Genomic DNA, 25317 nt, shown 5'->3' with positions numbered 1-25317 from the left:
AAATGTTTGCAGAATATGCTTTGTGGTCTTGCAAGTTTAGAGGAGATTTTTAGAACAGAACATGGCGCTGTATTACAATGCAGCAATAAAAACTGCTACTGGTTGGAATTTGCAGGTGATTGTACACCTTTTAAAGTGGCCGATTTTATAAGTTTTAGAAAACAAGTGGATACCATAGCTGTCGATGAATTGTTATGTGCACCTACTTCAAGCTCTGATTTAACCATTTTGATGCCTTTTAGATCTCAACGTTGCTTTGTGTTGAATGTGACTGAAGTAGTGAGGTTAAAAGAACTGATGCAAGGGGCTAAATTTATGATGGAATTACCTGGTGTCATTAAGGACTGTCTGAAAGTATCTTCCCTGCAAAGTTATTAGTTATCAAGGTCTAGCGGTCGTAACCCCCTCATCCATTGAGCGCTTTATTGCATTCCCTCGTCTAGGAGACGAGGCCGTCTTTGAATGTGTTAATGCGGTTTAGTAATTTAGACTGAATACGTATTGATTTTATTTTAAGCAACTTAAGTCTCGTTTCTGTTATCTTTGTATAAAGATTAACGGCATTTTATCGCCGCTAAGTATTAACGATTTTGAATATGAAAGATCTATTGAGATTAAAAACTTCATTAAATGAAGAAATAGAAAGAATATTAAATGAGCAGGTTAAAGTGGAAGCGCATTCCTCTGCTATTTATTTAGCTATGTCGTCTTGGTGTGATGATCAAGGCTTCGATTTCAGCGCCGGTTATTTTGCCAAACAGGCTGATGAAGAGCGCCACCATATGCTGAAACTGTTTAATTATATTAACGATCGTGGAGGAAAGGCCATTTCGCCGGAAATTGTTAACGTACCAAAGGATTTCGAATCTTTCAGAAGTGTTTTTGAATTGGCGTTGGAACAAGAAATGCATGTGACCGCTCAATTTAACAACATCGCTGAAAAATGCTTTAAAGTGAAAGATTTTGTTACCTTTCAGTTTATTCAATGGTTCTTGGCGGAACAAATTGAAGAAGAATATGTAGCAAGAAGAATTTTAGAAATGTTTGATGTTATTGGAGAAGAGGGAACCGGCCGTTGGGAAATCGACAAACATATACCAAAAGTAAGTTATAACGCGGAGTAAGCGCTGTTAATAATTTTTTAAAAGGAAAGCTTTAGTGATAAACTAGGGCTTTCCTTTTTTTATTGAATCATAAATACCATAATATAAATTACAGAGCTGATCGCTTTAAATATCCATCTTTAAATTTTATGACTAAGCAACAACTCTGTAAATTTTTTGACGGCTTATGTGCTAACGTGCGTCAGCTGGATCGGTATCATCGCCGATCAGACAGGCCCCAACCTATGGATAAAAAAAATATTTGCAGATGAAATAAGCATTAATTCAACTATATTAGAGTGTTTATAAGATTTAAAGTTATTTCTCGTTACTAATAAAGCATCGGTAGGATTAAAATATTATATGCACAGGGCATTGGTTTGCATAATTGTGATTTTTTCTTTTGTTACAATTGCAAAGGGACAGATACAGACAAGAGAGGTGCGCGGTGTAGTGCAAGATTCTACCGGCAGGCCGCTTGTGGGTGTGACTGTTCGGCTCTACGCAAAAAGTGATACAATGATGGCCAGCACAAACGAGCATGGACGTTTCATTTTTAACAAGGTAGCGGCCAGTGATTTTAAACTAACCTTTAGCCTGATTGGCTTCCAATTATTCGAAAGGCATTATACTTCCAATGTATTACTGCCCATAACGGAGCTTGTAACCGTTAATTTGAAGGAGCAACCACATGAACTGCAGGAAATAGCCGTATATGGCGTTATTCCGGTTGTGATCAAGCAAGACACAATTCAATATAACGCAAAGGCTTATTCCGTTCGTAAGAACGCTCTATTAGAGGAAATGATCAAGCAGATGCCGGGTTTACAGGTAGACAGAAATGGGAATATTGACGCGCAGGGGCAGCGCGTTACCAGAGTGAAGGTAAATGGAAAGGATTTTTTTGATGGTGATGTGTTGACCGCGACACGCAACCTACCGGCGGAGATCGTAGAAAATGTGCAGATCATAGATGACTATGGCGATCAGGCTAACATAACCGGCATCAAAAATACAGAACCGGAAAAAGTGTTGAATGTCACCATTAAAGAAGATAAAAATTTTGGAACTTTCGGTCAGGTTACCGCCGGAGGCGGTGTGGATGCGAATGACAAGGCGCATAGCAGATATATCGGTAGTTTCTCGGCTAATAAGTTTAAAGGGAATAAGCAAGTATCTATTTTAGGATCCACTAATAATACGAATACCAGCTTATTTAGCTTTGGCGATATCAGTGGAGCCGGTAGCCGGGATGGCACTGATTTAAGTAGCATGATTGACGGAGGGGATGGTATCAATAGTGCAAGCTCCATAGGCATGAACTATCGGGACGAAGTGGCAAAAGGGGTATCTGTCTATGGGGGCTATACATTTACGAAGCGTAGAAATCAAACAATCGGAACAACTCGATTAACCAGTATTTATGAAAATCGGCAGATTAATTCCCTCGATGAAGTAAAATCACTTTCAGATAATATCAAGCATAAGCTTACATGGACAGTGGAAGCGAATATTGATACGGCAAATTACTTGAAAATCACGCCTACGGCCTCCTATATTACAAATGATTTATTAAATGAGAGCCACAGCGCAATAACGGATAAAAGAGTGTTCACGGACAGGCTTTATAAAACTTCGGGCACGTATAGTGATCCGAACTTTGATATCGATTTATTTTATAATCATCGTTTTCCGACAAGAGGTAGAAACCTAAGTGTAATCGCGAAGTTTGAGTATTATAAGCGTACCAGGAGCGATGTGGCAAATGATTTTTCAACGAGTATTGATTCAGGTTATAATAATCCCCAGGTCGGATACCGGCAGTTTTTACAGCGAGTAGGCAACTTCAGCTATAATAGAAGTATGCTACTGGGCATGTCTTATATGGAGCCGGTAACCAAACGAAGTTATTTGGAGTTGAATTATCAATATGAATCTAACTCCATTGCAAATGCTAGAAATACCTTCGATATAGATTCTGTTACTGCTCGGGAGTCGTTGGTAGATTCTTTAAGTATTGATTACGATTACCTCTTCCAGACGCATCAATTCGGTATTAATTACCAGGGCAGTCTTGATCGACTGAAGTATACCGTTGGCTTTGCCTTGCAACCCACGAAGTTGGATGGGAAAACTCCTTCTAGAGACGTGGTAACGCATATAAATAATTTGAACTTTGTTCCCAGTGCCCGCTTGCAATATGCGATTAATAAGACCAGCAACCTCTCGTTAAATTATCGAGGGCAAAACAACCAGCCTGCATTTACACAAATTCAACCAATTAGGGATGTATCAAATCCACAGTATATTGTAGTTGGAAATGCTAATTTGAAACCGGAGTTTATGAATATGGTGAGTGTTCAGTACAGAAGCTTCAACATACAAAATGGGAGTTCGCTTTTTACCAATTTCTCCTTTACGCATATACAGGATAAAGTAGTGACAAATCGGATAAGTACACCTAATAGCACCATACAGGAAACAGCGTTTTTAAATGCAAATGGCTATTATGACTTAAGAGGCTTTTATCATTATAGTGCGCCGCTGGCAGGAAAGGTGCTGACGCTCAATTTGAATGGTTCAATGGATTACACCAATAATCTAACTTATATCAATAATGTGAGAAATGTTGGCCGAAACATGATATTTTCCCAAAATTTGCAGGTCAACTTTCAAATTGAAGATTTGTTGGAGGCTGATTTACGGAGCAGTTATACGATAAATAAGATAAGGTATAATATTCCATCTTTTATGGACGCGGGCGCTAATACATTTAGTCTTGGTTTTGGTGGGAAAGGCTATCTTCCTAAAAAATGGATTATCAGTGCCGATTTTTCGCAAAATTTTAACTCCGGGTATAGTAGTTCGATTAGCGCAAACCCAACGTTGCTCAATGTCTACATAGAGAAGTCTTTTCTACAAAATGATATGCTGGCGATCCGCTTACAGGGTTTTGACCTGTTTAATAAAAATACAGGTGTTAGGAGAGAAATTTTAGGTAATAGTATTATGGATATGCAAAATAATCGACTCGCACGGTACTTTTTAGTTTCGCTCAATATTCGCTTGCAGAAGTTTCCATCCGAAATTTAATAGCGAATGCTAAACGTTGTTTGACGTTAAGAATGCTTCGTCAGCCATCTGTTCCGGAACGAGCTTGCGACTTCTAAGCAATTTATAGCTTTAACGTTTTAGCAATATTGAAAATTTTCTATATATTAGCTCCGTGAGCTTATTTTTCACTAACCAAAGTCAGCACTATATTGAATCAAGCAAAACTAAAATCTAATGAAACGCATTATCCTTTTATTTTCTATGTACCTTGTTACTTCCACGCTTTGTGGGCAGGAAGTGAAAACTGTGTCGAATCCTGTCGATTATGTAAGTACGCTTGTGGGTACCCTGTCAAAACACAGCCTATCAACCGGCAATACTTATCCGGCGATAGCTCGCCCTTGGGGTATGAATTTTTGGTCGCCGCAAACCGGAAAAATGGGCGACGGTTGGATGTATACATACGATGCTGATAAAATCAGGGGATTCAAGCAAACCCACCAACCATCACCTTGGATGAATGATTATGGCCAGTTTGCGATTATGCCGGTTACCGGGGCAGCCCGTTTTAAAGAAGATGACCGTGCCAGCTGGTTTTCTCATAAAGCAGAAGTCGCAACCCCATACTACTATAGTGTTTATTTAGCTGATCATGATGTAACAACAGAGATCGTTCCGACGGAGAGAGCAGCGCGGTTTAGAATGAGCTTTCCGAAAACAGACAGTGCTTATGTCGTAATTGACGCTTTTGATAAAGGATCTTATATCAAAGTGATTCCGAATGAGAACAAAATTATTGGTTATTCTACTAAGAATAGTGGAGGAGTACCGGAAAATTTCAAGAATTATTTTGTGATGGAATTTGATCGGGACTTCGACGGTGTTGCTGTTTTTAACGGAGAAACACTTCGAAGTGGAATTTTAGAGTCTACCGGAGAACATGTTGGAGCGCTGATACACTTCAAAACTAGCAAAGCAGGTGAGCAGATCAACATCAAAGTCGCTTCCTCTTTTATAAGTCATGAGCAAGCGACATTAAATTTAAAGGAGATTGGGAATAAGAGTTTTGAAACCTTGAAACAGGAGGGTAAGGATGTTTGGAATGAGGCTTTAAGTAGGGTAGAAGTAGGAGGGGGCAGTATTGACCAGGTGCGTACTTTTTATTCAAATTTATATCGTACACTTTTATTCCCACGCATGTTTTTTGAATATGATGCGAATGGAACGGTAGTGCATTATAGCCCTTATAATGGAAAAGTACTTCCGGGGTATATGTTCACAGACACAGGCTTTTGGGATACGTTTCGGTGTCTATTTCCATTCCTGAATCTCGTGTACCCCGAAATGAATACCAAAATGCAAGAAGGCTTGGTAAACGCGTATAAAGAAAGTGGGTGGCTTCCTGAATGGGCAAGTCCCGGCTTAAGAAATGTCATGGTCGGTAATAATTCAGCGTCTGTAGTGGCTGATGCTTATATTAAAGGTCTACGCGGCTACGATATTGAAACCTTATATGAAGCTTTGCTGCATGGGGCCAATCATGCCGGTCCGCTAACTGCGGTAGGTCGTGCAGGAGCTGATTTTTACAATAAACTGGGCTACGTGCCTTATGATGTAAACATCAATGAAAATGCAGCTCGGACTTTGGAATATGCCTATGATGATTTTGCCATATATCAGCTTGCTAAGAAATTGAATAAACCAAAAAAGGAAATTGAACTGTATAAAAAAAGAAGTTTAAATTATAAGAAGTTATTCGATCCTGAAACGGGTTTAATGCGGGGTAAAAATCAAGATGGAAATTTCCAAAAACCTTTTAATCCTTTCAAGTGGGGAGACGCTTTTACCGAAGGGAATAGTTGGCACTACACCTGGTCCGTATTTCATGATATACAAGGACTGATCGATTTAATGGGGGGTAAAGAAGCATTTGCTAATAAACTGGATTCCGTATTTACGTTGCCGCCTATTTACGATGATAGTTATTACGGGCAGGTAATTCATGAAATTCGAGAAATGCAGATTGCAAATATGGGTCAATATGCTCATGGGAATCAGCCAATTCAACACATGATTTATTTATACAACTATGCGAATGAGCCATGGAAAACACAGTATTGGGTTCGCGAAACCATGAATAGAATGTACTTGCCTACCCCTGATGGGTATTGCGGTGATGAAGATAATGGGCAGACCTCGGCTTGGTATGTGTTTTCAGCATTGGGCTTTTATCCGGTGGCGCCTGCAACCGACCAGTATGTTATCGGTGCGCCTTTATTTAAGCATGCTAAGATTAAATTGCCCACAGGGAAAGAGATTAGCTTGGATGCCCCTAATAATAGTTTAGATAACAGGTTTATTGATAAGCTTTTACTTAATGGCAAAGCCTATACTAAAAATTTCTTTTCGCATGAAGAACTGGTAAAAGGAGCAACCATTCAGTTTGAGATGGGCAGTCAACCGAACAAGACACGTGGTGTCGGAAACGAGGACGTGCCTTATTCGCTTTCGAGAGAAGGAAAATAATTTAGAGATAAAGAGGTGTCAAAAAAGTGTTATTCGAACGTAGCACTTTTTTGACGCCATCTTATATTATTACCCTAACAAATTTCATTGAAAGAGTGGCAAGGCTTCTGCCACCACAAAGGTGCTTCCCCCGATAAAAATCAGATCTTCTTTTGACGCGATTTGTCCGGCAGTTTCTACAGCATGCTGTACACTATCATAGGCCTCCCCAACTAATCCATAATTAGCGGCTTGTGACTGCAAATCTATTGCCGGAAGAGCCCGTTGGAAAGCGGGGCTACAAAAGTAGAAATTGGCTTCCTTAGGAAGCAAGGTTAGCATGTGCTCAAGGTCCTTATCGCGCATTACTCCAATAACCATATGAAGTTTTTCAAAGGGTGTACGGGTAATATTTTTAATTACTTCTTTCCAGCCGTCCTCATTGTGTCCCGTATCGCATATCGTTAAGGGTTGTGCCGACAACCTCTGCCAGCGGCCCATCAAACCGGTAAGTTTTTGAACCGCTTCTAAACCATCGACTAGTTCGTTTTCGGAAACGGTGAAACCAATTTCCTTCAATATACGGATCGTGCTAAGAACACCAGGCAGATTTTTCTGTTGATAGCTTCCTCTTAAATCCAAACACAGCTCCAAGGTCTCAAACGGCTTTTCTTTTTCAGGTATTGCTTTTAGATATTGGAACTCGGTGTCCACTGCGATTTCATCTATTTTCCATTCATCACTGGCGAAGAAAATGGGTGCCACCAACTCTTGTGCTCGATTGATAAAAACGTGTTCTATAGCTTGTTGCCGCTCGCTGATAACAATGGGCGTATGACTTTTTATGATGCCGGCTTTTTCATAGGCAATTTCCGCTAGGCTATTCCCTAACATGTTCATATGATCATAACCGATGTTGGTAATCAAAGTAGCGATCGGGCTGATGATGTTTGTGGAGTCTAACCGACCACCTAGGCCGGTTTCAATAACCGCAATATCAACATGCATATCAGCAAAATAACGAAAAGCCATGGCGACGGTAACCTCAAAAAAAGAAGGCTGTATCGTTTCGATCAACGATTGATTGTTTTTGACAAAATCGATTACGTAGGCCTGCGGTATCAATACCCCGTTAATTTTTATTCGCTCCCTGAAATCCAAAAGGTGAGGAGAGGTATATAAACCGGTTCTATATCCAGCTGTTTGTAAAACCGCTGCCAGCATATGTGAGCTGCTCCCTTTGCCATTAGTGCCTGCTATATGTACAGCTTTGAATGCTTTTTCCGGGTTTTCCAAGGCGGCACAAAGTGCGCGAATATTGGTTAGATCTTTCTTAAAAGCAGAAGAGCCGTCCCGTGTAAACATCGGAAGACGGCCGTATAGATAATCAATTACCTCAATATAGTTCATGATATGGAAAACGAGTGCTTACTTTACTTTAAAGTTGAACACTACAATACCCGATTGAAATTCAGGTCCTCCGTCGGTTGCGTTTAACCGTGCATTTCTGACCGCCGCCTCACATTTTTCCCAAAGTGAAGCGTCTGACAAGGTGGTGCCCTTAGCACCTGCTCTCGCACGGGTTACTACGCCATTCCGATCTACTGTGATTTCTACCGCAATCCGACCGGAAAGCTGACCTTTATCTTCTATTTGCGGTCTTACTGCAAAAGATCTGTTGGGTAAGCCTACAAGGCCATTACCCGAGCCACCCTCACCGTAATTAGTGGCCATATTATTCCCTTGCAAACTACCTTGATTCCCAGGGGTCGATCCCGTACCATCGCCAACACCCACTCCTTTATTCTTCTTGCCGGTATAAAGGGCGTTGGGGTTAACGGTCGGTTTGCTTTCTTTCTTCTCCGGTGTAATGGTAGGTGTAGTAGAAGTCGGTTTTGCTTTCTCTTTAGTCACCACCGCGGGGGCATCCTCTACGTCTTGTGTAACCACTGTTTTATCATTGGTTTCTTGCGAGGCTACCGGTGTAGGTTCTTCATTTGGTACAACTTTATCAGGTCGTGTTTGATTAGCGTTGGGATCCATTGAAGGCTCATCCAAGCTCATATAATCATCGCCCATTCCTTCGTCGACGGTACCATAGTTCACAATTAACCCGCCGGTTCCAAACTCAACAGCTGGTTGGCTCAGCATCCAAAAAAAACTTAACAGCAGGAACGCAGCAAATACGCCTGCCGATATTGCGAAAGCTTTGGGGTAATTGTTGTCTTGTTTATGCTGATGATTCATCGCACACTCTCCGATTTAAATGCCTAACTCTTCTCTTTTGGTTCGGTGGCCAAAACAAGCTTTATTTTTAACTTATTGGCAATGTCCATCACCTGAATCACATCTTCAATTGCTACTGTTCTATCAACATATAAAAGCACGGTCAATTCCTGCCCTTCCTGTACATAACTTTGTAGGGTGGGCATCAATTGATCGAGCAATACTTGTTTTTTTTCTACAAAGTACTGCAAATCTTTATTAATTGACAAGCTTATGGTTCGTTTAGCTACCGACTGTTCTCCCGACTGTGACCTGGGCAACAAGAGTTTCACTACTTGAGGGTTGGCAACTGCCGAGGCCAATAAAAAGAATAGTAGCAAAAAGAACATGATATCGTTTAAGGCCGATGTGTGGACCTCTGCAGCTGGTCTATGGTGTCTTTTTCTTAAATTCATTGGAAATACATTTTTGAATTAATGGCCCTGAACATTACCGGTGCCTGAAAGTTTCAAATCTCAGTGGAAGTAATGCCAAAAACCAATTTAGCTGCCTGGTTCGTCCAATAGATCGATAAACTCAATGGCATCTGTTTCCATGCGAAGAATTAAACGGTCAACCATCATATTCAATATATGATACCCTACATAGGCAATAATACCGATAATGAGTCCGGATGCAGAAGTAATCATTTTTGTATATAAGCCTCCGGATACGGTGCCGATTTCAATTACTCCTTTTATGGAGACCTCATGGAAAATTGTAATCACCCCAATGATTGTACCAACAAAACCTAGCATTGGTGCAATACCTGCAATGATACCTAATATATTAATATTTTTCTCAAGTTTTGATACTTCCAGTTTACCGACGTTCTCAATCGCTCCTTCAATATCTTTAATGGGTCTACCGATACGGGTAAGCCCTTTTTGAAGCATGGCCCCTAAAGGTCCGTTACTATTCCTGCAAAGCGCCAATGCGGCCTCCAAACGGCCCGACATGATGTTCTGCTTGACCTGAATCATAAGATTCGAATCATAACGGGAAGCTTTTTTTATGGTCAAGTACCTTTCTATAAAAATTACCAAACCCAAGAAAGCGAGAATGGCGATAGGAATCATCACCCATCCTCCTTTAATAAGCAGGTCTAACAAACTTAAATCTTCAATCGGTGCAGTAGAAGGGCCCGGTGCGGTAAGCATCGAGTCCAATGTAGCGGGTGTGTCTGTAACTTGTAATAAAAACATGTTTTATAAATAATAATTTTGTTTTACACTGTTTGTTTAATATCGGTACCAAGATAAAATTTATTCCCGGCATTTATACACTAGGGATATATATATGCTTCTTTCGTTATCTCGTTCCTAACTTTTTCCAATTGCTCCTTTGCAGCCTCTTTAGTTGGATAGGACCCATAGCATATCTTTTTTCTATTATTGGGCATATTGCTTTCCAGGACAAATGCATTAATACCGATCGTTCTAAAATATTTTGCTTGTTCAATCGCTAATTTCATGGTTTTAAACGAGCCGATTACAATTGAAAACGGTTTTTCTTTTGATGCCTTTCGTACAAGCGGCTCTTTTTCCTCTTTAGATACACGCTGATTCAGCGAATCGGCTAAAGAGTCGGCCGGAAGGCCGGTTGTCGTTGTATCTGGTAGGTTAGTGGATGTGTCCTTTGCTGTGTTTGCTGAGCCATTCGTTGTATCTTTCAAGGCAACGTTAATTTCGTTTTGATGCGGCGGAATACCGGGCTCCTGACGCTTCCAGAATAAAAATGCAGCTAGCCCGATAGCGATAATGCCGGTTACTACCCAAAGCCAAACATTATTATTTGTTTCCCTTTGGTTCGCTACGGTCTCATAGCTAATTTCAGGCTGTTCCGGCTCAGTAGGAATCGCAGGTTCTTGTAGTATCGTATCGGGCTGTTCCTGTACAGCCGGTAATTCTTCCGGTAAAGACTCTTCTTTATAATCATCCACCGGCTGTAAGCCCCAAAACGATTGAAGTTCTTTTGAAACCAACGTATACGTTCCATCCATTTGCTTTAGATAACCTATTGGCTCTAACTTCGCTTCACCCTGTTCGTCAATATCAGTCAGCAAACGATTTACTGTTTTATCGACAACGTCAATTGCTTCCTCATTGGATAAGTGCATGGATTTAGCAACATAGTCAACTAGGTAATTATCGGTCGTTGCGTGAGGAATGAGCGAATAGCTGCTTGTAGGAGGCAAAAACTTTTCTAATTGCTCATCGTATCGAGCTGCAATGCGCGCTTTGGTGAAAACACCAATACCCGGTACCCCGACTTGTGGATGTATAAGTAAGAGTTGATGCAAGTATTGGCCTAAATTAAACATTCCTTCTTTCGTTTGAGTCGGCAAATTTAGAAAGCTTAACAATTAAAACGAAACGTTTACACCGCCTATTATATTAAAGCCTAAGCGTGGGTAGTATAAGAAGCGTTCGTAACCTTTGTTTAGTAAATTATTTCCCCTGACGTATACGCCAATCTGCTTTGTAGCGCGGTATTCCAATCCGGCACTAATATCAACAAACGATGGCATGGATACAGTAACAGGTGCATTTGGATCTGTACCGCTTACACCGGCATATTGCTGATAACTTTTAGCTTTCATCGCATCGTTGAAGAAAAGCTCGCCATCTATGTATACCTTTTTGCTGATATTGATCCGAGTATTAGCAGCGAGGCGCAATTTTGGAATATACCAAGCTTCAGCTTCATTTTCCAAATCATACTCGTTAAACAATAAATTACCGCCTAAGCTGACCGCTTCAGATACGCGGACGTTAATATCTCCTTCTAAACCAAAGACTTTATTCTTTTCTCCACGATCGTATATGATATCATATCTTGAAGGTGAATTAGGCTGAATAGCGTAAAAAGGCAGGTCGCTGATTTGTTTGTAAAAGACGCCAACTTTATAACCAAAGGTAGCGCCGGCATTGCCTTTTAATCCTCCAAAAACGTGCAGTTTTTCCAACATATTACGTACAACTAGGCTATTGCTTGTTGTGTCCAGGAAAGGGCTTTCCGTAAGAAAAGGGTTTTCATTAGCTAACGACCGGAATGAGGTTTTAACAACATCTCCCTTCACACCGGCATATATGCTCGCATATTCTGGCACTAAGGCGAAATCAAAGTCGACAGTTGGGAAAATATTGTTTCTATTCTCTTCCCCGCCAAATTCGCTTACTAAAGTAGCTCCCAAGGTCAATTTATAATTCTTTCCCTGAAAACGGATATAGGGATTCAAACGGGCGATATGATTTCCTAAGCTTAAATCATTACTCTTGAGACTGGTAAAATCTCCCGAAACATTCGCCCCCACATTAAAAGCGTTGACTTTTTTGTTGATGTTAGCACTGAGGGCAAAGGAATTTTCTTTCGTTGAGAAAGCATTGCCGAACAGGTATCCATCTACTTTAAGCGAATAGCTTAACAACTCTTCGTTATCCTCATAATTACTGTTCAATTCTCCTTTAAGGTAAAGGTCGTTATAATGCTGCTTCGTAGGGTCGGTGTTTAATTCCGGCTGAAGGGGAACAAAACCATAATATCGCGTTGCATAACGATTAAAGCCGATTTCTCCATTCAACGTTATTCTGTCTAAGATACTTCTTCCGAATAACCCGATTTTTTGCTCGCTAAAATTCTGCCCCTCGTAATCCGATCCTTTTTGACTGAGGTGTTTTGCAAAACCGCCTACTTGAAGTGCTTGATCTTCACCGTTACTAATGTAGACCTCCCCTAAGAGGGTGTTAAAGTTTCCAGCCCCTATTTTCGCGTAGTTATTGGTTAATATATCTGGTCGCATCGCAGGCAATTGTTGTATTTCTAAGCGATGTGTTCCCGTATTGATATCTAGTTTTCTGTCGAAAACAGAATAGTTAAGTTTAGACAGGTATTTACGATTATTCGTGAGGTCGGGACTTTGTCTGATTTTTACCGCATCAGCCAAAATAGGTTTGTAGTCCCGAACAACTTCAATTTCCCCTAAATTTCCTTTGGCTTCCTCTTGCGGTACTTGCTCTTCTTCTTGCGCAAACGCAACGAAGGAACAAAAACCTAAGCCGATTAGTAATGTATATTTTAACATTGAAGAATTCAATATCATGGTATTTCGTTATTTAGATAGTATGAATGAACTTATTTATAAAGCTTGTTTCTCAACCGCGGATGAATCTAAAGTAGTACTGTCAGTTTCCGTACTGTCTACCGCAGTAGAATCGCTTTCTGTTTTTACACTATCTGTTACTTTCTTAGTATCTATTTTTTTTCCGGTTAATTTTTCTAAACGTTCTTTTGCTGTAGGAATGATATCATCTTTACCTTCGTAATTCTCGATAATACTCTGTAATGTACTTTTCGCCTGGAATTCATCTTTTAGTTTTGTATAGCAGTCGGCTAATAAAATAAAGCTTTTCGCAACCCAGTAGTCATAAGACGGCATATTCTTAATTAAATCGAAAGCGGTTTCCTGAGCGGCTTTATATTCGCCAGCTTCATATTGTAACTTACCGATATTGTATTTTGCTTCTGCACCGACAATCGTTTGGCTGTTGGCTGCCGCCTGATTTAATTCCTTTCGGGCAGTGCTTAAGTCGCCTTTTAACATATGCGCTTTTGCAGCATAAAGATCTGCTTTTGCCTTATCCTCAACAGAAGACTTTTCATATTCCTTCACATATCGCGCATACATAAGCGTATTGTCAAAGTCATGAATATTGAAATAGGCTACCATCAGGTTATTGATGGCAAAGTTATAGTGCGATTTATACTCAGCAGTAAGCTCTAATTTTTTCAGTGGTGCAATCGCCTCGTTATATTTCTTTTGATCAAGGTATAAATTGGACACACTCAATAAGGTTCGTTCTGTGTAGGCACTTGTCCAATCGTTCAAAATAATGTTAAAGTCATGCAATGCTTCTTGCGGATGCCCGGTTTTGTACAAACTTTCCGCACGTATGAAACGTGCAAATTTTTCCTGTATAGGTTTCGGAAATTTATCGAAATAGGCATTCACTGCTTCAATAGCTGCTTGATAATCACCTCTGGAGAAGTAATTGTTTGCTACTTGAAAAGTAATATTGTCTTGTTCAGCCGTCGACAAATCACCAATGGCCGTTGTGCCGGCATAATCCAAGAATCCTTGCGCATCCCCTTTATCAATATAGATATTCTGTATCGACTTTAACGCCTGTTTTGCTTCTTCTGTTGTTGGATATTGTTCAACTACTCGTTGAAAGGTTCTGACCGCAGCGTCGTTGTTGTCACTATTGTACTGAACCAAACCAATGGTGACAAGTGCTCTCGGCACGTAGCTACTGCGTGGATATTTCTCAATCATATCCTGTAAACCTTGAATCGCTATTTCATTTTCTCCCTTAAGGAAAAAAGTATAGGGTATCTCAAAGTTTGCGTCGTCTGCATAGTTGGAGTTGGGATATCGCGCCAATAAATCCGTCATAATACTGATCTTGCCATCGGCGTCTCCCTGTAGGCCCCTGATAATACCACTTTGAAACAAAGCATAATCCTGTGTTTTAGCTTTTGTACTCATGAGCTTATTGTACTGCTCCATCGCATTACCATAATCCTTCAACATAAAATATGAATCGCCTAAACGCGCAATGGCATCATTTCTTGTATTCAGCTCAATGGGCTCTCCACTATTTAGAAATTTAGCAAAATAGTTGGCAGAAGTACGATAATTATCGTTACGGAAGGCCGCATAAGCAAGTGCATAATTGGCGTAATTATAAACGTCTGTGTTTTTTGCTGCCGGATACTGCAGAAACTTGCTGAAATTTGTTGTGGCTTCACCGTATTTTCTGACTTCGTACATCGCTTCCGCTTTCCAATAGGTTGCTAAAGCTAGGAGTTCCGGATCGTATGGGTTCTGTTCAGAACGCATAAAGATCGAAATGGCATTTTCAAAAGCCCGCTCATTGTAATATTCCAAACCGCGGAAGTAAGTCACTTTTTGATAAGCGGCATTTGCCTCTTTGGTCCTTTTCGGAATGGATTCCAGGATATCCACTGCCGATCGATAATTCTTTGTACTCAATAAAACCTCTGCCAGCAACGTTTTCGCCTCGTCGAGGTTTTTAGAACGTGGGTAGGTTTTCAAGTACTCTTGGGTGGCGTCTAAGGCTACTTGGTGAAATTCCAGCTCATAAGACAACTTAGCGTAATTCAGCAGTCCCTGCTCTTTCATGGAAGGATCAAAATCAAGTTTCGATGCTCTGAAAAAAGCATTACGAGCACTCTCTTTGTTGCCTAATTTTAAAAAGGAATCCCCTAAGATGATCATTCCGCTTTGGAAATAAGCGTCCGGTTCCGTTAACTTTTCCAGTTCTTTAATAGCTTTCTCATAATTGCCATTCTTGTAGGCAATATATCCTATCTGATAATCATCTTGATTATTTTGGGTCTTCCCTTGATCTTGGGCTTGAAATTTGTCATAGTATTCTTTCGCCTTGGCTAAGTCGTTCTTAGCAAAGTAGGTGGCACCTACGATACGGAAAATCTCGGTTTCGTTCTCTTGTTTAGTTCTTTCTAAAATGGGCAATATATAAGAAAGAACATCATCATAACGTTTGTCGAGGAAGTAGAGCGCCGCGATGTAGTATGGATAGCTGTTCTCGTATGCTTTTGATCCCTTTAAACGCTCAAATTCTTTTAATGCGATTTTATATTCCGCATCCAGGTAGGACAGATAAGCATAATAGTAGATGGAAGCCTCTTGATATTGGCCTCTTTCTTCCTTTAGGCGCTCAAATAAGGGTTTTGCTGCATTATAATCTTCTGTCATAAAGAGCGAATAACCCAATTTGAAGCGATATTCGGTGTTTTCGGAACCGCTTAGATTTCCACCGTCTAATTTCTTGAACCATTCAATCGCTTTCGGATAATTCTTTTTTGCAAAATAGGATCGTCCTACCTGAAAGTAGGCCGCTTTCGTATTGGCACTTGTTGGATGATCTTTTATGAATTTTAGAAATAGGCCTTCGGCATCGTGATTGCCTAATTCAAGCGCACAAACCGCTTGATAAAAACGTGCATTTTCTTTCAGTAATGAAATTTGGTCACTTTCATCTTGTTGTATAGTCGTATTGGTACGGATGGTTTCAACTTTACCAAGCTGGTTATAAGCCGAGGCATATTTTCCCCTTTCGTACAGCTCCATACCTGTTTTATAAGCTTGGTTAAGAGATTGCCAAGCACTTTGTTGGGCGAGGGCACTGCTGGCGAAAAGACTAAGTGCTAGACTAATACGAGTGAATTTATTAAACATGTTGTTCAAATTCTTTTTATGCTAAATTAATGGGATGTTATGAAGTTTTGTACACTATTACTTAACAAATGTTAATAACCTCTTACTATAACGGCAATAATTGTGAAATAATGTGTACGATAAATATTTTTGATTGATGCTTCCTTAAACACGTTTTCCGGCAAGGAGGTACAATACAGCCATTCTCACTGCTACACCATTTTGAACCTGATCCAGAATAATCGAATGTTGGCTATCGGCCACATCACTTGTAATTTCTACACCACGATTGATCGGCCCGGGGTGCATGATGGTTATCTTTTTATCTAAGGATTCAAGTATCGTTTTATTCAAACCATACAGCATCGAATATTCTCTTAAAGAGGGGAAATAATTGATATCCTGACGCTCCAGCTGAATTCGTAACATATTGGCTACGTCGCACCAATGAAGCGCCTTGAGCAGGTCATGCTCCACTTTAACGCCCAGCGAAGTAATATATTTAGGAATAAGCGTTGTAGGACCGCATACCAGTACTTCGGCCCCGAGCTTTTGTAAGCATAAAATATTGGAAAGGGCAACCCTTGAATGTAAGATATCGCCAATAATGGCTACTTTTTTTCCGGCAACATCGCCATATTGCTCTCTTATAGAAAACGCATCGAGCAAGGCTTGTGTTGGATGCTCGTGTGCTCCATCTCCTGCATTTATAATTTGGGCATCGACATGTTTACTTAAAAAAACGCCTGCACCGGGATAAGGATGTCGCATAACAATCATATCTACCTTCATTGCCAAGATGTTATTTACCGTGTCAATGAGTGTTTCGCCTTTGCTGACTGAAGAAGAAGAAGCCGCAAAGTTGATGACATCTGCCGACAGACGTTTTTCGGCGAGCTCAAAGGACAGTCTGGTGCGTGTCGAGTTCTCAAAAAAGACATTGGCAATTGTAATATCACGTAATGAAGGTACCTTTTTGATTGGGCGGTTGATGACATCCTTAAAAGTGGCTGCTGTGTCCAATATCAGGTGGATATCTTCTGCGGACAAGTCTTTTATGCCTAATAAGTGTTTGGTGCTTAGCTGTTGTGCTGTTTCTGCCATTGTATATGCAATCAAAAATTTCTAATTGTTTTCTTCTGTTAGAAGGATGATTTGGTCTTGTGTGTCCGTTTCGCGCCAGTTAACAATGACCCGTTGCGAATTAATGGAATCCACTTGAATGCCAATATAGTCTGGCTGAATGGGCAGATGTCTTGAAAATCTGCGATCAACAAGTACCAGTAATTCCACCTTTTCAGGGCGGCCAAAAGCTTGTATGGCATCTAACGATGATCGGATCGTCCGGCCTGTCCACAGTACATCGTCGATCAGGATGACTTTTTTGTTCTCGATCACAAAATTTATGTTTGTACTGTTAGGAACTAGCGGACCGTTTTCTTTGCGACGAAAATCATCCCGATAGAAAGTAATATCAAGCTCACCGAATAAAATGGAGTCGATCTGTAATATTCTTTGTAGTTCTTCCCGTATCCGTTTTGCCAAATAAATGCCCCTCGGTTGGATACCGATGATCACTGAATTCTTGAAGTCATGATGATTTTCAATTAACTGTTGGCAAAGACGTTGAATGGTGATTTGAAACTTTAGACCACTTAATAATATAGATTGTTGCATTAGAAATCTGTTTGGTTGAGCGTATAAAACCTTGTTTTTTTCTTTTTCCCTGCTAATCCTCGTAATTGCCTCAAGCTAATGGAATTATTCTATTTTATTTGCAAAAATAGATAAAATTGGTCTCATATGCAATGACCGAAAGGCTGTTCGTCATTCAATGAACATAAAAACATAGTTGACGGTAAGGGAGAAATGAATGTGGATATGCGAATTGATTTATTGTGATGACCGATGCCGGAAAACAAAAGATATACTTAAATGGTTGTTCTTGTATTAGACAGGATATTATGAGAGCGTTATTTTATATTATTGCTATTATATTGTTGATTGGGTGGGCTTTGGGTACTTTTGTATATGCCGTGGGAAACTTGATTTACATACTATTGGTGCTTGCCATTGTCGCGCTTGTTTTAGGCTTGGCACGCAGGAATATTCGAAAAAGCCAATAGGTGCTGTTTTTTATGCAGGTGTCTGATCGTTTTTATTTCCTGATAAATCCGGTCTATATTTGAGCGTCGGATCTAACCAATACATTTGTATAATGCGCGAGTATCGATAGTTGAGAGGAGCCAAAAGCAAAATTCCCGGAATGATTATGCCAACATATAACCAGGGATTGTCGGATCCCCCGGATAAAATGAAAGTAGCTATTCCAAGCGTTACTATTTCTGCTACATTAAATACGTAGGTAACGTACATGGCTGTATAAAAGTAGCCTGGGTTGCGTTCAAAAGTTAAACCACAATGGCCGCATTCTTCATACATGGTATTGGAGAAAAAGCTCTTGAACATATTGCCCTGTCTACAACGTGGACATTTTCCTTTCAACATGGCAGGAAAGGCGGGAATAAACTTGCTTGAACGGCTATCTTGAGTCATGTAAATTGAACAATTTGATTTGCTGAATGTGTGATTTTAAATCGTAATTATCACCCTGACTGGTCGAGGCTATTCTCAAATGCGAGAAATATCCATGCGACCCTCCCGCAAACTTAGACAAATTTATTTTTATATGCATGAAAACGGTACGTATACAGGATAAATTTGCTTCTTACCTTTGCTGAGCTCGGTTCTCGTTGGCCACTAGTCTTTATAGAAGAAATAGATAGAATCAAAGTCCGACTTTAGTCTTAACCCCTTTTAAAAAAATGACATTTAGGGCGCGGGAAGCTCTACCTATCGTTATTAAAAGTATCTCCCTGGTTAACATCTCCTGTTTGATAACCTTTTTTAAACCAGTAAACTCTTTGCGCTGATGTCCCGTGTGTAAAAGCGTCGGGAACAATCTGACCCTGAGCCTGCATTTGAAGTTTATCATCTCCTATTGCATTGGCCGCTTGTAAGCCGGCCTCAATGTCACCCTCCTCGAGTAGCTGTTCTAACTTATTGGCATGATGTGCCCATACACCGGCTAAAAAATCCGCTTGTAGTTCTAGCTTAACGGATAATTTATTATACTCCTTCTCACTTAAACGGGTACGCATTTGTTGCACCTTATTCATTGTGCCATTCAAATGCTGTATATGATGGCCAACTTCATGGGCAATAACGTAGGCCATTGCAAATTCTCCCGGAGCAGCGAACCGGTTTTTTAGTTCATCGTTGAAACTTAGGTCAATAAAGAGTTTTTGATCGGCAGGGCAGTAGAAAGGTCCCATGGCGGTCATGCCTGCGCCGCATTCAGTAGCAGTTTGGTCGCGGAACACGACTAAAGTAGGCGTTTGATAGGCAGCGCCTTCTTGCTCAAAAAGATGACTCCAGACATCTTCAGTGCTAGCTAAAACCGTCCTGACAAAGGATGTTAACTCTTTTTCTTCTTCACTGATTTCTACGGGTTGTTCCTGTTGCGGCGCAGCAGTTTGTAACTGTTGCAACACCTGTCCGGGATCACCTCCTAAAAAACTGACGATTAGCGCAATGACTATCGCCCCGATTCCGCCACCAACTGCTAAACCTCTTCCGGACATACCTCTTCGATCTTCGAAGTTGTCACTTTCTCTTCTGCCTTTCCAGCGCATAAATATATAAGATTAATGGTTATGCTTGGTAAACAAAAAAAGCCTCAAATGGTTGAGGCTCTTAATTGATTTCAGTCAATTAAGCAGTCTTTAGAACGAAAAATCGTCATCCTTTTTAGCGTCAGCTGTTATGCCATTTTCACTGAACTCATAACGTTTTTCAACTACTTCTTGATGGGCCTTAATATAGTCAACAGTTTCATTAAGTCCTTCGGCAAACTTTTCAAAGTCTTCTTTGTACAAGAAAATCTTATGTTTTACAAACACGCCGTCTTCCAGTCTTTTTTTACTTTCTGTAATGGTTACATAGTAATCATTCGATCTCGTGGCCTTCACGTCAAAAAAATAGGTGCGCTTTCCTGCTCTAACCTTTTTTGAAAAAACTTCTTCCCGTTCTTTGTTGTCAAAATCTCCCATTGTCAAATCTTTAAGTTTAAGTTCTCCGATTCGGTATAAATATAAATCAATATTTTCTAATAATGCAAATAGATTTTAACAATGGCTGAAAAAACTAGTTTATTAAAAGCTTCTTTTTTGAAAAAAAAACGACCTGGCAGCTCATTCTCGCTTTTTTTTCTCTTTTTTGGGGTCTACTAAAAAAATGAAAAAATATTATGCGTTTAAACGACTATTTATCCAATAAATAGTCAAAGCGATCGCCAAAGTCCTCATCATTTCGATGACTTTTAATCATGTCATCATCTAAATCTACACGGTAATTTCTAAATGGTATTTCCGCACCTAGACTTTTCAATAAAGTATAAAGCGAGTTTAGGTCAAATTCCGATCGCTGTAAACGTATCAAATATTGATTGTCAGTGATTTCAATTTTGAAGCTTTCCATGGTCGTAAACGTGTTTTTACCAAAGTTTGGAATCACGTATGAGCTGTGGATTAATTTTATGTGAAATTTTAGTTAAAAGACGAGTCGTTAAGGAGGGAGCATGGGGAAGTGGTTGAGACGTTAAGTTGTTGAGTAGGAAAATAGTTAATTAGCCAATTAGCCGATAAGCCAATGTGATGTGATTACCAGCAGCACTGGCAGTAGTAGATGCCCTACTTAAAACCTATAACTTAGAACTTATAACTTGGTAATAGCTGAAGCTTATTGCCTAGGGCTTACAGCTTGATAATTAGCCGATGAGCCAATTATTTGTAAGTGTTTGCTTTTTTCGGTACTCATGAGCTTCCTACGGTCGGTTACCACTGAAAGCTGACAGCTGATATCCGAAAGCTAATAAGCTTAAAGCTAATCGCTTATAGCAAAAAAAATAAAGGTGCTCCCCAAAGAGCACCTTTATTTTTTTAAGCCTGTTGAGCTTGATTCTTGCGAATAATATTCAAAGCACCACCGGCTTTGAACCACTCTATTTGCTGTGCATTGTACGTGTGATTCACCTGAATGCGATCTTCACTTCCGTCTGTATGATGCAATACAACAGTTAATTGTTTATCAGGTGTAAAATCAGTTAGACCGATAATATCAATCGTATCGTCCTCCTTGATTAAATCATAATCAGCAGGATTGTTGAAGGTTAATGCCAACATGCCCTGCTTTTTAAGATTTGTCTCATGAATACGGGCGAAGGATTTGACCAATATCACACGAACACCGAGATGACGAGGTTCCATGGCCGCGTGTTCTCTGGAAGAGCCTTCTCCATAGTTTTCGTCTCCTACAACAATCGTGTTTATTCCAGCCGCTTTGTAGGCACGTTGCGTCGCAGGAACTGGACCATATGACCCTGTTAACTGATTTTTAACATTATCAGCGGAGTCATTGAAATAGTTGATAGCTCCTATCAACATATTATTTGAAATATTGTCTAAGTGCCCACGGTATTTTAACCATGGTCCTGCCATTGAAATATGGTCCGTCGTACATTTACCTTTTGCTTTGATAAGCAGCTTTAAGCCGGTAAGGTCTGTACCTTCCCATGCTTTAAATGGTTCAAGCAGTTGTAAGCGATCTGATGTTGGACTTACGATTACCTGAACCTGGCTACCATCCTCGGCAGGGGCTTGATACCCGGCATCTTCAACAGCAAAACCTTTAACCGGTAGCTCAAGACCTTGTGGCTCGTCCAATTTAACTTGCTCACCTTTTTCGTTTGTCAGTGTGTCCGTTAAAGGATTGAACAATAGCGATCCTGATATGGCCAAAGCCGTCACAATTTCAGGAGAAGCTACAAAGGAATGTGTATTCGGATTCCCATCGGCACGTTTCGCAAAGTTACGGTTGAAAGAAGTGATAATCGAATTCCTTTCCTTCTTTTCGGCACCATGGCGAGCCCATTGACCAATACAAGGTCCGCAAGCGTTGGCTAAAACAACACCGCCAATTTTATCGAAAGTTTCTAAGAAACCATCACGCTCAACGGTATAGCGAACTTGTTCCGAGCCTGGCGTAACCGTGTATTCTGATTTAGCAACTAAATTCTTCTCTACTGCTTGTTGTGCCAATGAAGCTGCGCGGCTGATGTCTTCGTAAGATGAGTTTGTACAAGAACCGATTAAGCCTACTTCCAATTTTTCGGGCCAACCGTTTTCTTTAACAGCAGTTGCAAATTTTGAAATTGGCCAAGCCAAATCAGGCGTGAAAGGGCCGTTGATATGAGGCTCCAATTCGGAAAGGTTAATTTCAATTACCTGATCGAAATATTGTTCGGGATTTGCATACACCTCAGCGTCACCTGTAAGGTGTTCTTTAATGCCATTTGCTAAATCAGCTATATCGGCACGATCGGTACCACGTAAATAGGCCTCCGATTTTTCGTCATAACCAAAAATCGAGGTTGTAGCACCAATTTCTGCACCCATATTACAAATAGTGCCTTTACCCGTTGCCGATAAAGAACGCGCACCCTCTCCGAAATACTCCACAATGGCACCGGTTCCACCTTTTACAGTTAAAATGCCTGCAACTTTTAATATAACGTCTTTTGCTGCTGTCCAGCCACTTAATTTGCCGGTTAATTTTACACCGATCAGTTTAGGGAATTTTAGCTCCCAAGGGAGCCCGGCCATTACATCGCAAGCATCAGCACCGCCGACGCCAATAGCAATCATACCTAAACCGCCCGCATTTGGTGTGTGCGAATCTGTTCCGATCATCATACCACCGGGAAACGCATAATTTTCTAATACGACCTGGTGAATGATACCTGCTCCCGGTTTCCAAAATCCGATACCATATTTATTTGACACCGAGGCTAAGAAATCATAAACCTCTTTGTTTTGATCGGTTGCTACTGCCAAATCAGTTTCTGCACCAACTTTGGCCTGGATTAAGTGATCACAATGTACAGTCGAAGGAACGGCTACTTGTGGCCGGCCAGCCTGCATAAATTGAAGTAAGGCCATCTGTGCTGTTGCATCCTGCATTGCTACACGATCCGGGGCAAAATCTACATAAGATTTTCCACGGCCATAAGCCTCATTTGCTTCACCATCCCAAAGATGGGCATATAAAATTTTCTCAGTTAAAGTAAGAGGTTTACCGACAACTTTGCGGGCTGCTGCTATACGGCTCTCGTAGCGTCCGTAAACCGCTTTGATCATTTCAATGTCAAATGCCATTTTATAAATGTTTTATTTGGATTTTACAATGCTTTAGGGGCTGTTGTGGAGCAACAAACCCAGCTAAATTGCTTTGCTGCACTCATTATCAGCTATTAAAGCGAGGCGAATTTACAAAAAAAAGAGATGAAATGTATATCTTTAGGACTTAAGGCCTTATTTGGAAATGTTCTAAACAGCGGTAAAGGTATAAGGTGTGAGGAGTAGGGTATAGGCTATAAACAATAAGCTGTAGCTATAGGTATGGGGTATCGGAAGTAAGGGGTAAAAGAGTGCTCCTGTCTTGATACCTGTGTCCTGATACTTATGTCTAAGCCAATGTGTGGGGTGGTTTTATGTTCTAAGTAATAGGTTATAGGTATGGACTTAGGATAAACCAAAGAGGAGTAAGGGGTAAAAGAGTGCTCCTGTCTTGATACCTGTGTCCTAATACTTATGTCTAAGCGAAATACGTATGTCTAAGCCAAGGTGGGAGATAGTGACGAGAATAAAGCTGACAGCCGATAGCTGACAGCTGACCGCCTAATACCTAATACCTAAAACCTAACAGCTAACACCTATTACCGCCCTACATTGAAAGAATTTTTAGGCTAATAAAAAAATATCCGTACCTTAGCAACCCCAAATTTTCTTTATGGAAACAACATTTGATTTTGAAAAGCCGATTGCTGATTTATTAATGCAAATTGAGAAAGTGAACCAAGTGGCTGAGAAGACAAAGGTGGATATGTCTGCCACGATCACCGAACTGCAAGGGAAATTAGAGGAAACCCGCAAGGAAATTTATAGCAATCTGAACGGCTGGCAAAAAGTGCAAATGGCACGTCATGCAGATCGACCGCAAACGCTTGATTATATTCAGATGATCTGTGAAGATTTTGTAGAATTACATGGTGACCGCAATGTGCGTGACGATAAGGCTATCGTTGGCGGCTTAGCGAAACTGGGCGGTCATTCCGTAATGATTATTGGTCATCAGAAAGGGAAAAACACCAAAGAACGTCAATTCCGTAACTTCGGTATGGCTAACCCGGAAGGATATCGGAAAGCTTTAAGGTTAATGCGCATGGCTGAAAAGTTTGGAAAACCAGTTATTACGTTCGTTGATACCATGGGTGCCTATCCGGGTATTGAGGCCGAAGAGCGTGGGCAGGCTGAAGCGATTGCCAGAAACTTACTGGAAATGTCGGTTTTAAAGGTCCCTGTTATCTGTATTATTATAGGTGAAGGTGCTTCCGGTGGAGCGATCGGTATCGGTATAGGAGATAAAGTATATATGTTAGAGCACTCCTGGTATTCGGTTATATCGCCCGAGTCCTGCTCCTCCATATTGTGGCGAAGCTGGGATTATAAAGAAAAAGCTGCGGAGTGCTTAAAACTCACTGCGGAGAATATGTACAGCAATGGCCTTATTGACGGTATATTGCCTGAACCCTTAGGCGGTGCTCATCAAGACCCTGAGCAAATGGCAAACACAATAAAAGAACAGCTTATAAAAGATATCGTCGAACTAAATGATAGACAGATTGATACACTTGTGAATGACCGTATCGAGAAATTCTGTTCGATGGGAGTAGTCGTAGAGTAATTTTGCCTTTTTACCAGCTAAACAACAGCCAGGGATTACCTTCGGTGAGCTTCCCGTTGGTCGGTTTCGCTTTAAAAGGAACATTTTTTTAATCAACTTTTCTTGATAAAAGTTGAACACGTTTTTCCCGTGCGCAAGGCTTATTAGGGCTAAAGAAATAATACGTCCGGTTAAAAGCATCAACTGTTGGTTTCTGAAGATGTCGCCTAGGAAATTTGCGGTTTGCACGTTGATGCACTACCGTTGTAGCAAAGTTCCAAGCGA

Annotated in this window: 20 protein-coding genes; 6 read left to right on the top strand and 14 right to left on the bottom strand. The window is 40.5% G+C overall.

The genetic code is table 11. The features are described from left to right. Nucleotides 1-15: 15 nt before the first annotated feature. From M1D52_RS20020 to M1D52_RS20005, 4 genes are all read left to right on the top strand, one after another. On the top strand, nt 16-378 hold the full coding sequence (locus M1D52_RS20020) for a DUF6686 family protein (RefSeq protein WP_013665496.1): 363 nt from the start codon (nt 16-18) through the stop codon (nt 376-378). A gap of 218 nt (nt 379-596) precedes the next feature. Continuing rightward, entirely contained in the window at nt 597-1124 is a 528-nt protein-coding gene (locus M1D52_RS20015) for a ferritin (protein ID WP_013665497.1), read from the top strand. A 369-nt stretch (nt 1125-1493) separates the two neighbouring features. Further along, nucleotides 1494-4196: a TonB-dependent receptor gene (locus M1D52_RS20010; protein WP_437393178.1), complete on the top strand. Its 2703-nt coding sequence runs from the start codon at nt 1494-1496 to the stop codon at nt 4194-4196. Nucleotides 4197-4391: 195 nt separating this feature from the next. Further along, complete coding sequence (locus M1D52_RS20005; protein ID WP_437393179.1) at nt 4392-6683, top strand: GH92 family glycosyl hydrolase; 2292 nt, start codon at nt 4392-4394, stop codon at nt 6681-6683. Nucleotides 6684-6767: 84 nt separating this feature from the next. Here the strand turns inward: M1D52_RS20005 and M1D52_RS20000 are convergent, their stop codons facing one another. The 9 genes from M1D52_RS20000 to pyrR all read right to left on the bottom strand — a co-directional run bounded on the left by M1D52_RS20000 (nt 6768) and on the right by pyrR (nt 17868). Then, nucleotides 6768-8072 carry a bifunctional folylpolyglutamate synthase/dihydrofolate synthase gene (locus M1D52_RS20000; RefSeq protein WP_437393180.1) on the bottom strand — a complete coding sequence of 435 codons (1305 nt, stop codon included), beginning with the start codon at nt 8070-8072 and terminating at the stop codon, nt 6768-6770. 18 nt (nt 8073-8090) lie between these two features. Continuing rightward, nucleotides 8091-8909 (bottom strand): energy transducer TonB, encoded by an 819-nt coding sequence (locus M1D52_RS19995; protein ID WP_013665501.1) that lies wholly within the window; start codon nt 8907-8909, stop codon nt 8091-8093. Nucleotides 8910-8932: 23 nt separating this feature from the next. Beyond that, nucleotides 8933-9343: an ExbD/TolR family protein gene (locus M1D52_RS19990; protein WP_013665502.1), complete on the bottom strand. Its 411-nt coding sequence runs from the start codon at nt 9341-9343 to the stop codon at nt 8933-8935. Nucleotides 9344-9430: 87 nt separating this feature from the next. Continuing rightward, nucleotides 9431-10132, bottom strand: a complete 702-nt coding sequence (locus tag M1D52_RS19985; protein WP_013665503.1) for a MotA/TolQ/ExbB proton channel family protein — start codon at nt 10130-10132, stop codon at nt 9431-9433. 80 nt (nt 10133-10212) lie between these two features. After that, nucleotides 10213-11250, bottom strand: a complete 1038-nt coding sequence (locus M1D52_RS19980; protein WP_130856380.1) for an HU domain-containing protein — start codon at nt 11248-11250, stop codon at nt 10213-10215. A 42-nt stretch (nt 11251-11292) separates the two neighbouring features. Beyond that, nucleotides 11293-13011 (bottom strand): TonB-dependent receptor, encoded by a 1719-nt coding sequence (locus M1D52_RS19975; protein WP_049794982.1) that lies wholly within the window; start codon nt 13009-13011, stop codon nt 11293-11295. Nucleotides 13012-13065: 54 nt separating this feature from the next. Further along, on the bottom strand, nt 13066-16212 hold the full coding sequence (locus M1D52_RS19970; protein WP_437393181.1) for a tetratricopeptide repeat protein: 3147 nt from the start codon (nt 16210-16212) through the stop codon (nt 13066-13068). A gap of 144 nt (nt 16213-16356) precedes the next feature. Beyond that, complete coding sequence (locus M1D52_RS19965; protein WP_013665507.1) at nt 16357-17295, bottom strand: aspartate carbamoyltransferase catalytic subunit; 939 nt, start codon at nt 17293-17295, stop codon at nt 16357-16359. Nucleotides 17296-17316: 21 nt separating this feature from the next. Continuing rightward, nucleotides 17317-17868 carry a bifunctional pyr operon transcriptional regulator/uracil phosphoribosyltransferase PyrR gene (pyrR, locus tag M1D52_RS19960; RefSeq protein ID WP_013665508.1) on the bottom strand — a complete coding sequence of 184 codons (552 nt, stop codon included), beginning with the start codon at nt 17866-17868 and terminating at the stop codon, nt 17317-17319. Nucleotides 17869-18155: 287 nt separating this feature from the next. On the opposite strand from pyrR, the gene M1D52_RS19955 reads away from it, so the two are divergent. Beyond that, nucleotides 18156-18317 carry a lmo0937 family membrane protein gene (locus tag M1D52_RS19955; protein WP_130856384.1) on the top strand — a complete coding sequence of 54 codons (162 nt, stop codon included), beginning with the start codon at nt 18156-18158 and terminating at the stop codon, nt 18315-18317. Nucleotides 18318-18327: 10 nt separating this feature from the next. Here M1D52_RS19955 and M1D52_RS19950 read toward each other — a convergent pair whose 3' ends face one another. The 5 genes from M1D52_RS19950 to M1D52_RS19930 form a co-directional block, all read right to left on the bottom strand. Next, nucleotides 18328-18747, bottom strand: a complete 420-nt coding sequence (locus M1D52_RS19950; protein WP_130856385.1) for a DUF983 domain-containing protein — start codon at nt 18745-18747, stop codon at nt 18328-18330. Nucleotides 18748-19040: 293 nt separating this feature from the next. Further along, complete coding sequence (gene ypfJ / locus M1D52_RS19945; protein WP_437393182.1) at nt 19041-19886, bottom strand: KPN_02809 family neutral zinc metallopeptidase; 846 nt, start codon at nt 19884-19886, stop codon at nt 19041-19043. 90 nt (nt 19887-19976) lie between these two features. Then, nucleotides 19977-20303, bottom strand: coding sequence for a DUF3276 family protein (locus M1D52_RS19940; protein ID WP_013665511.1), 327 nt, complete (start codon nt 20301-20303; stop codon nt 19977-19979). Nucleotides 20304-20514: 211 nt separating this feature from the next. Beyond that, nucleotides 20515-20730, bottom strand: coding sequence for a hypothetical protein (locus M1D52_RS19935; protein WP_013665512.1), 216 nt, complete (start codon nt 20728-20730; stop codon nt 20515-20517). A gap of 461 nt (nt 20731-21191) precedes the next feature. Beyond that, nucleotides 21192-23465: an aconitate hydratase gene (locus M1D52_RS19930; RefSeq protein ID WP_013665513.1), complete on the bottom strand. Its 2274-nt coding sequence runs from the start codon at nt 23463-23465 to the stop codon at nt 21192-21194. Nucleotides 23466-24099: 634 nt separating this feature from the next. Between M1D52_RS19930 and M1D52_RS19925 the strand changes: the two genes are divergently transcribed. Next, nucleotides 24100-25053, top strand: a complete 954-nt coding sequence (locus M1D52_RS19925) for an acetyl-CoA carboxylase carboxyltransferase subunit alpha (RefSeq protein ID WP_013665514.1) — start codon at nt 24100-24102, stop codon at nt 25051-25053. The last annotated feature ends 264 nt before the right edge of the window (nt 25054-25317 follow it).

It is taken from the genome of Olivibacter sp. SA151, assembly GCF_054130995.1.
This window is presented reverse-complemented; position numbering and strand designations above follow the sequence as displayed.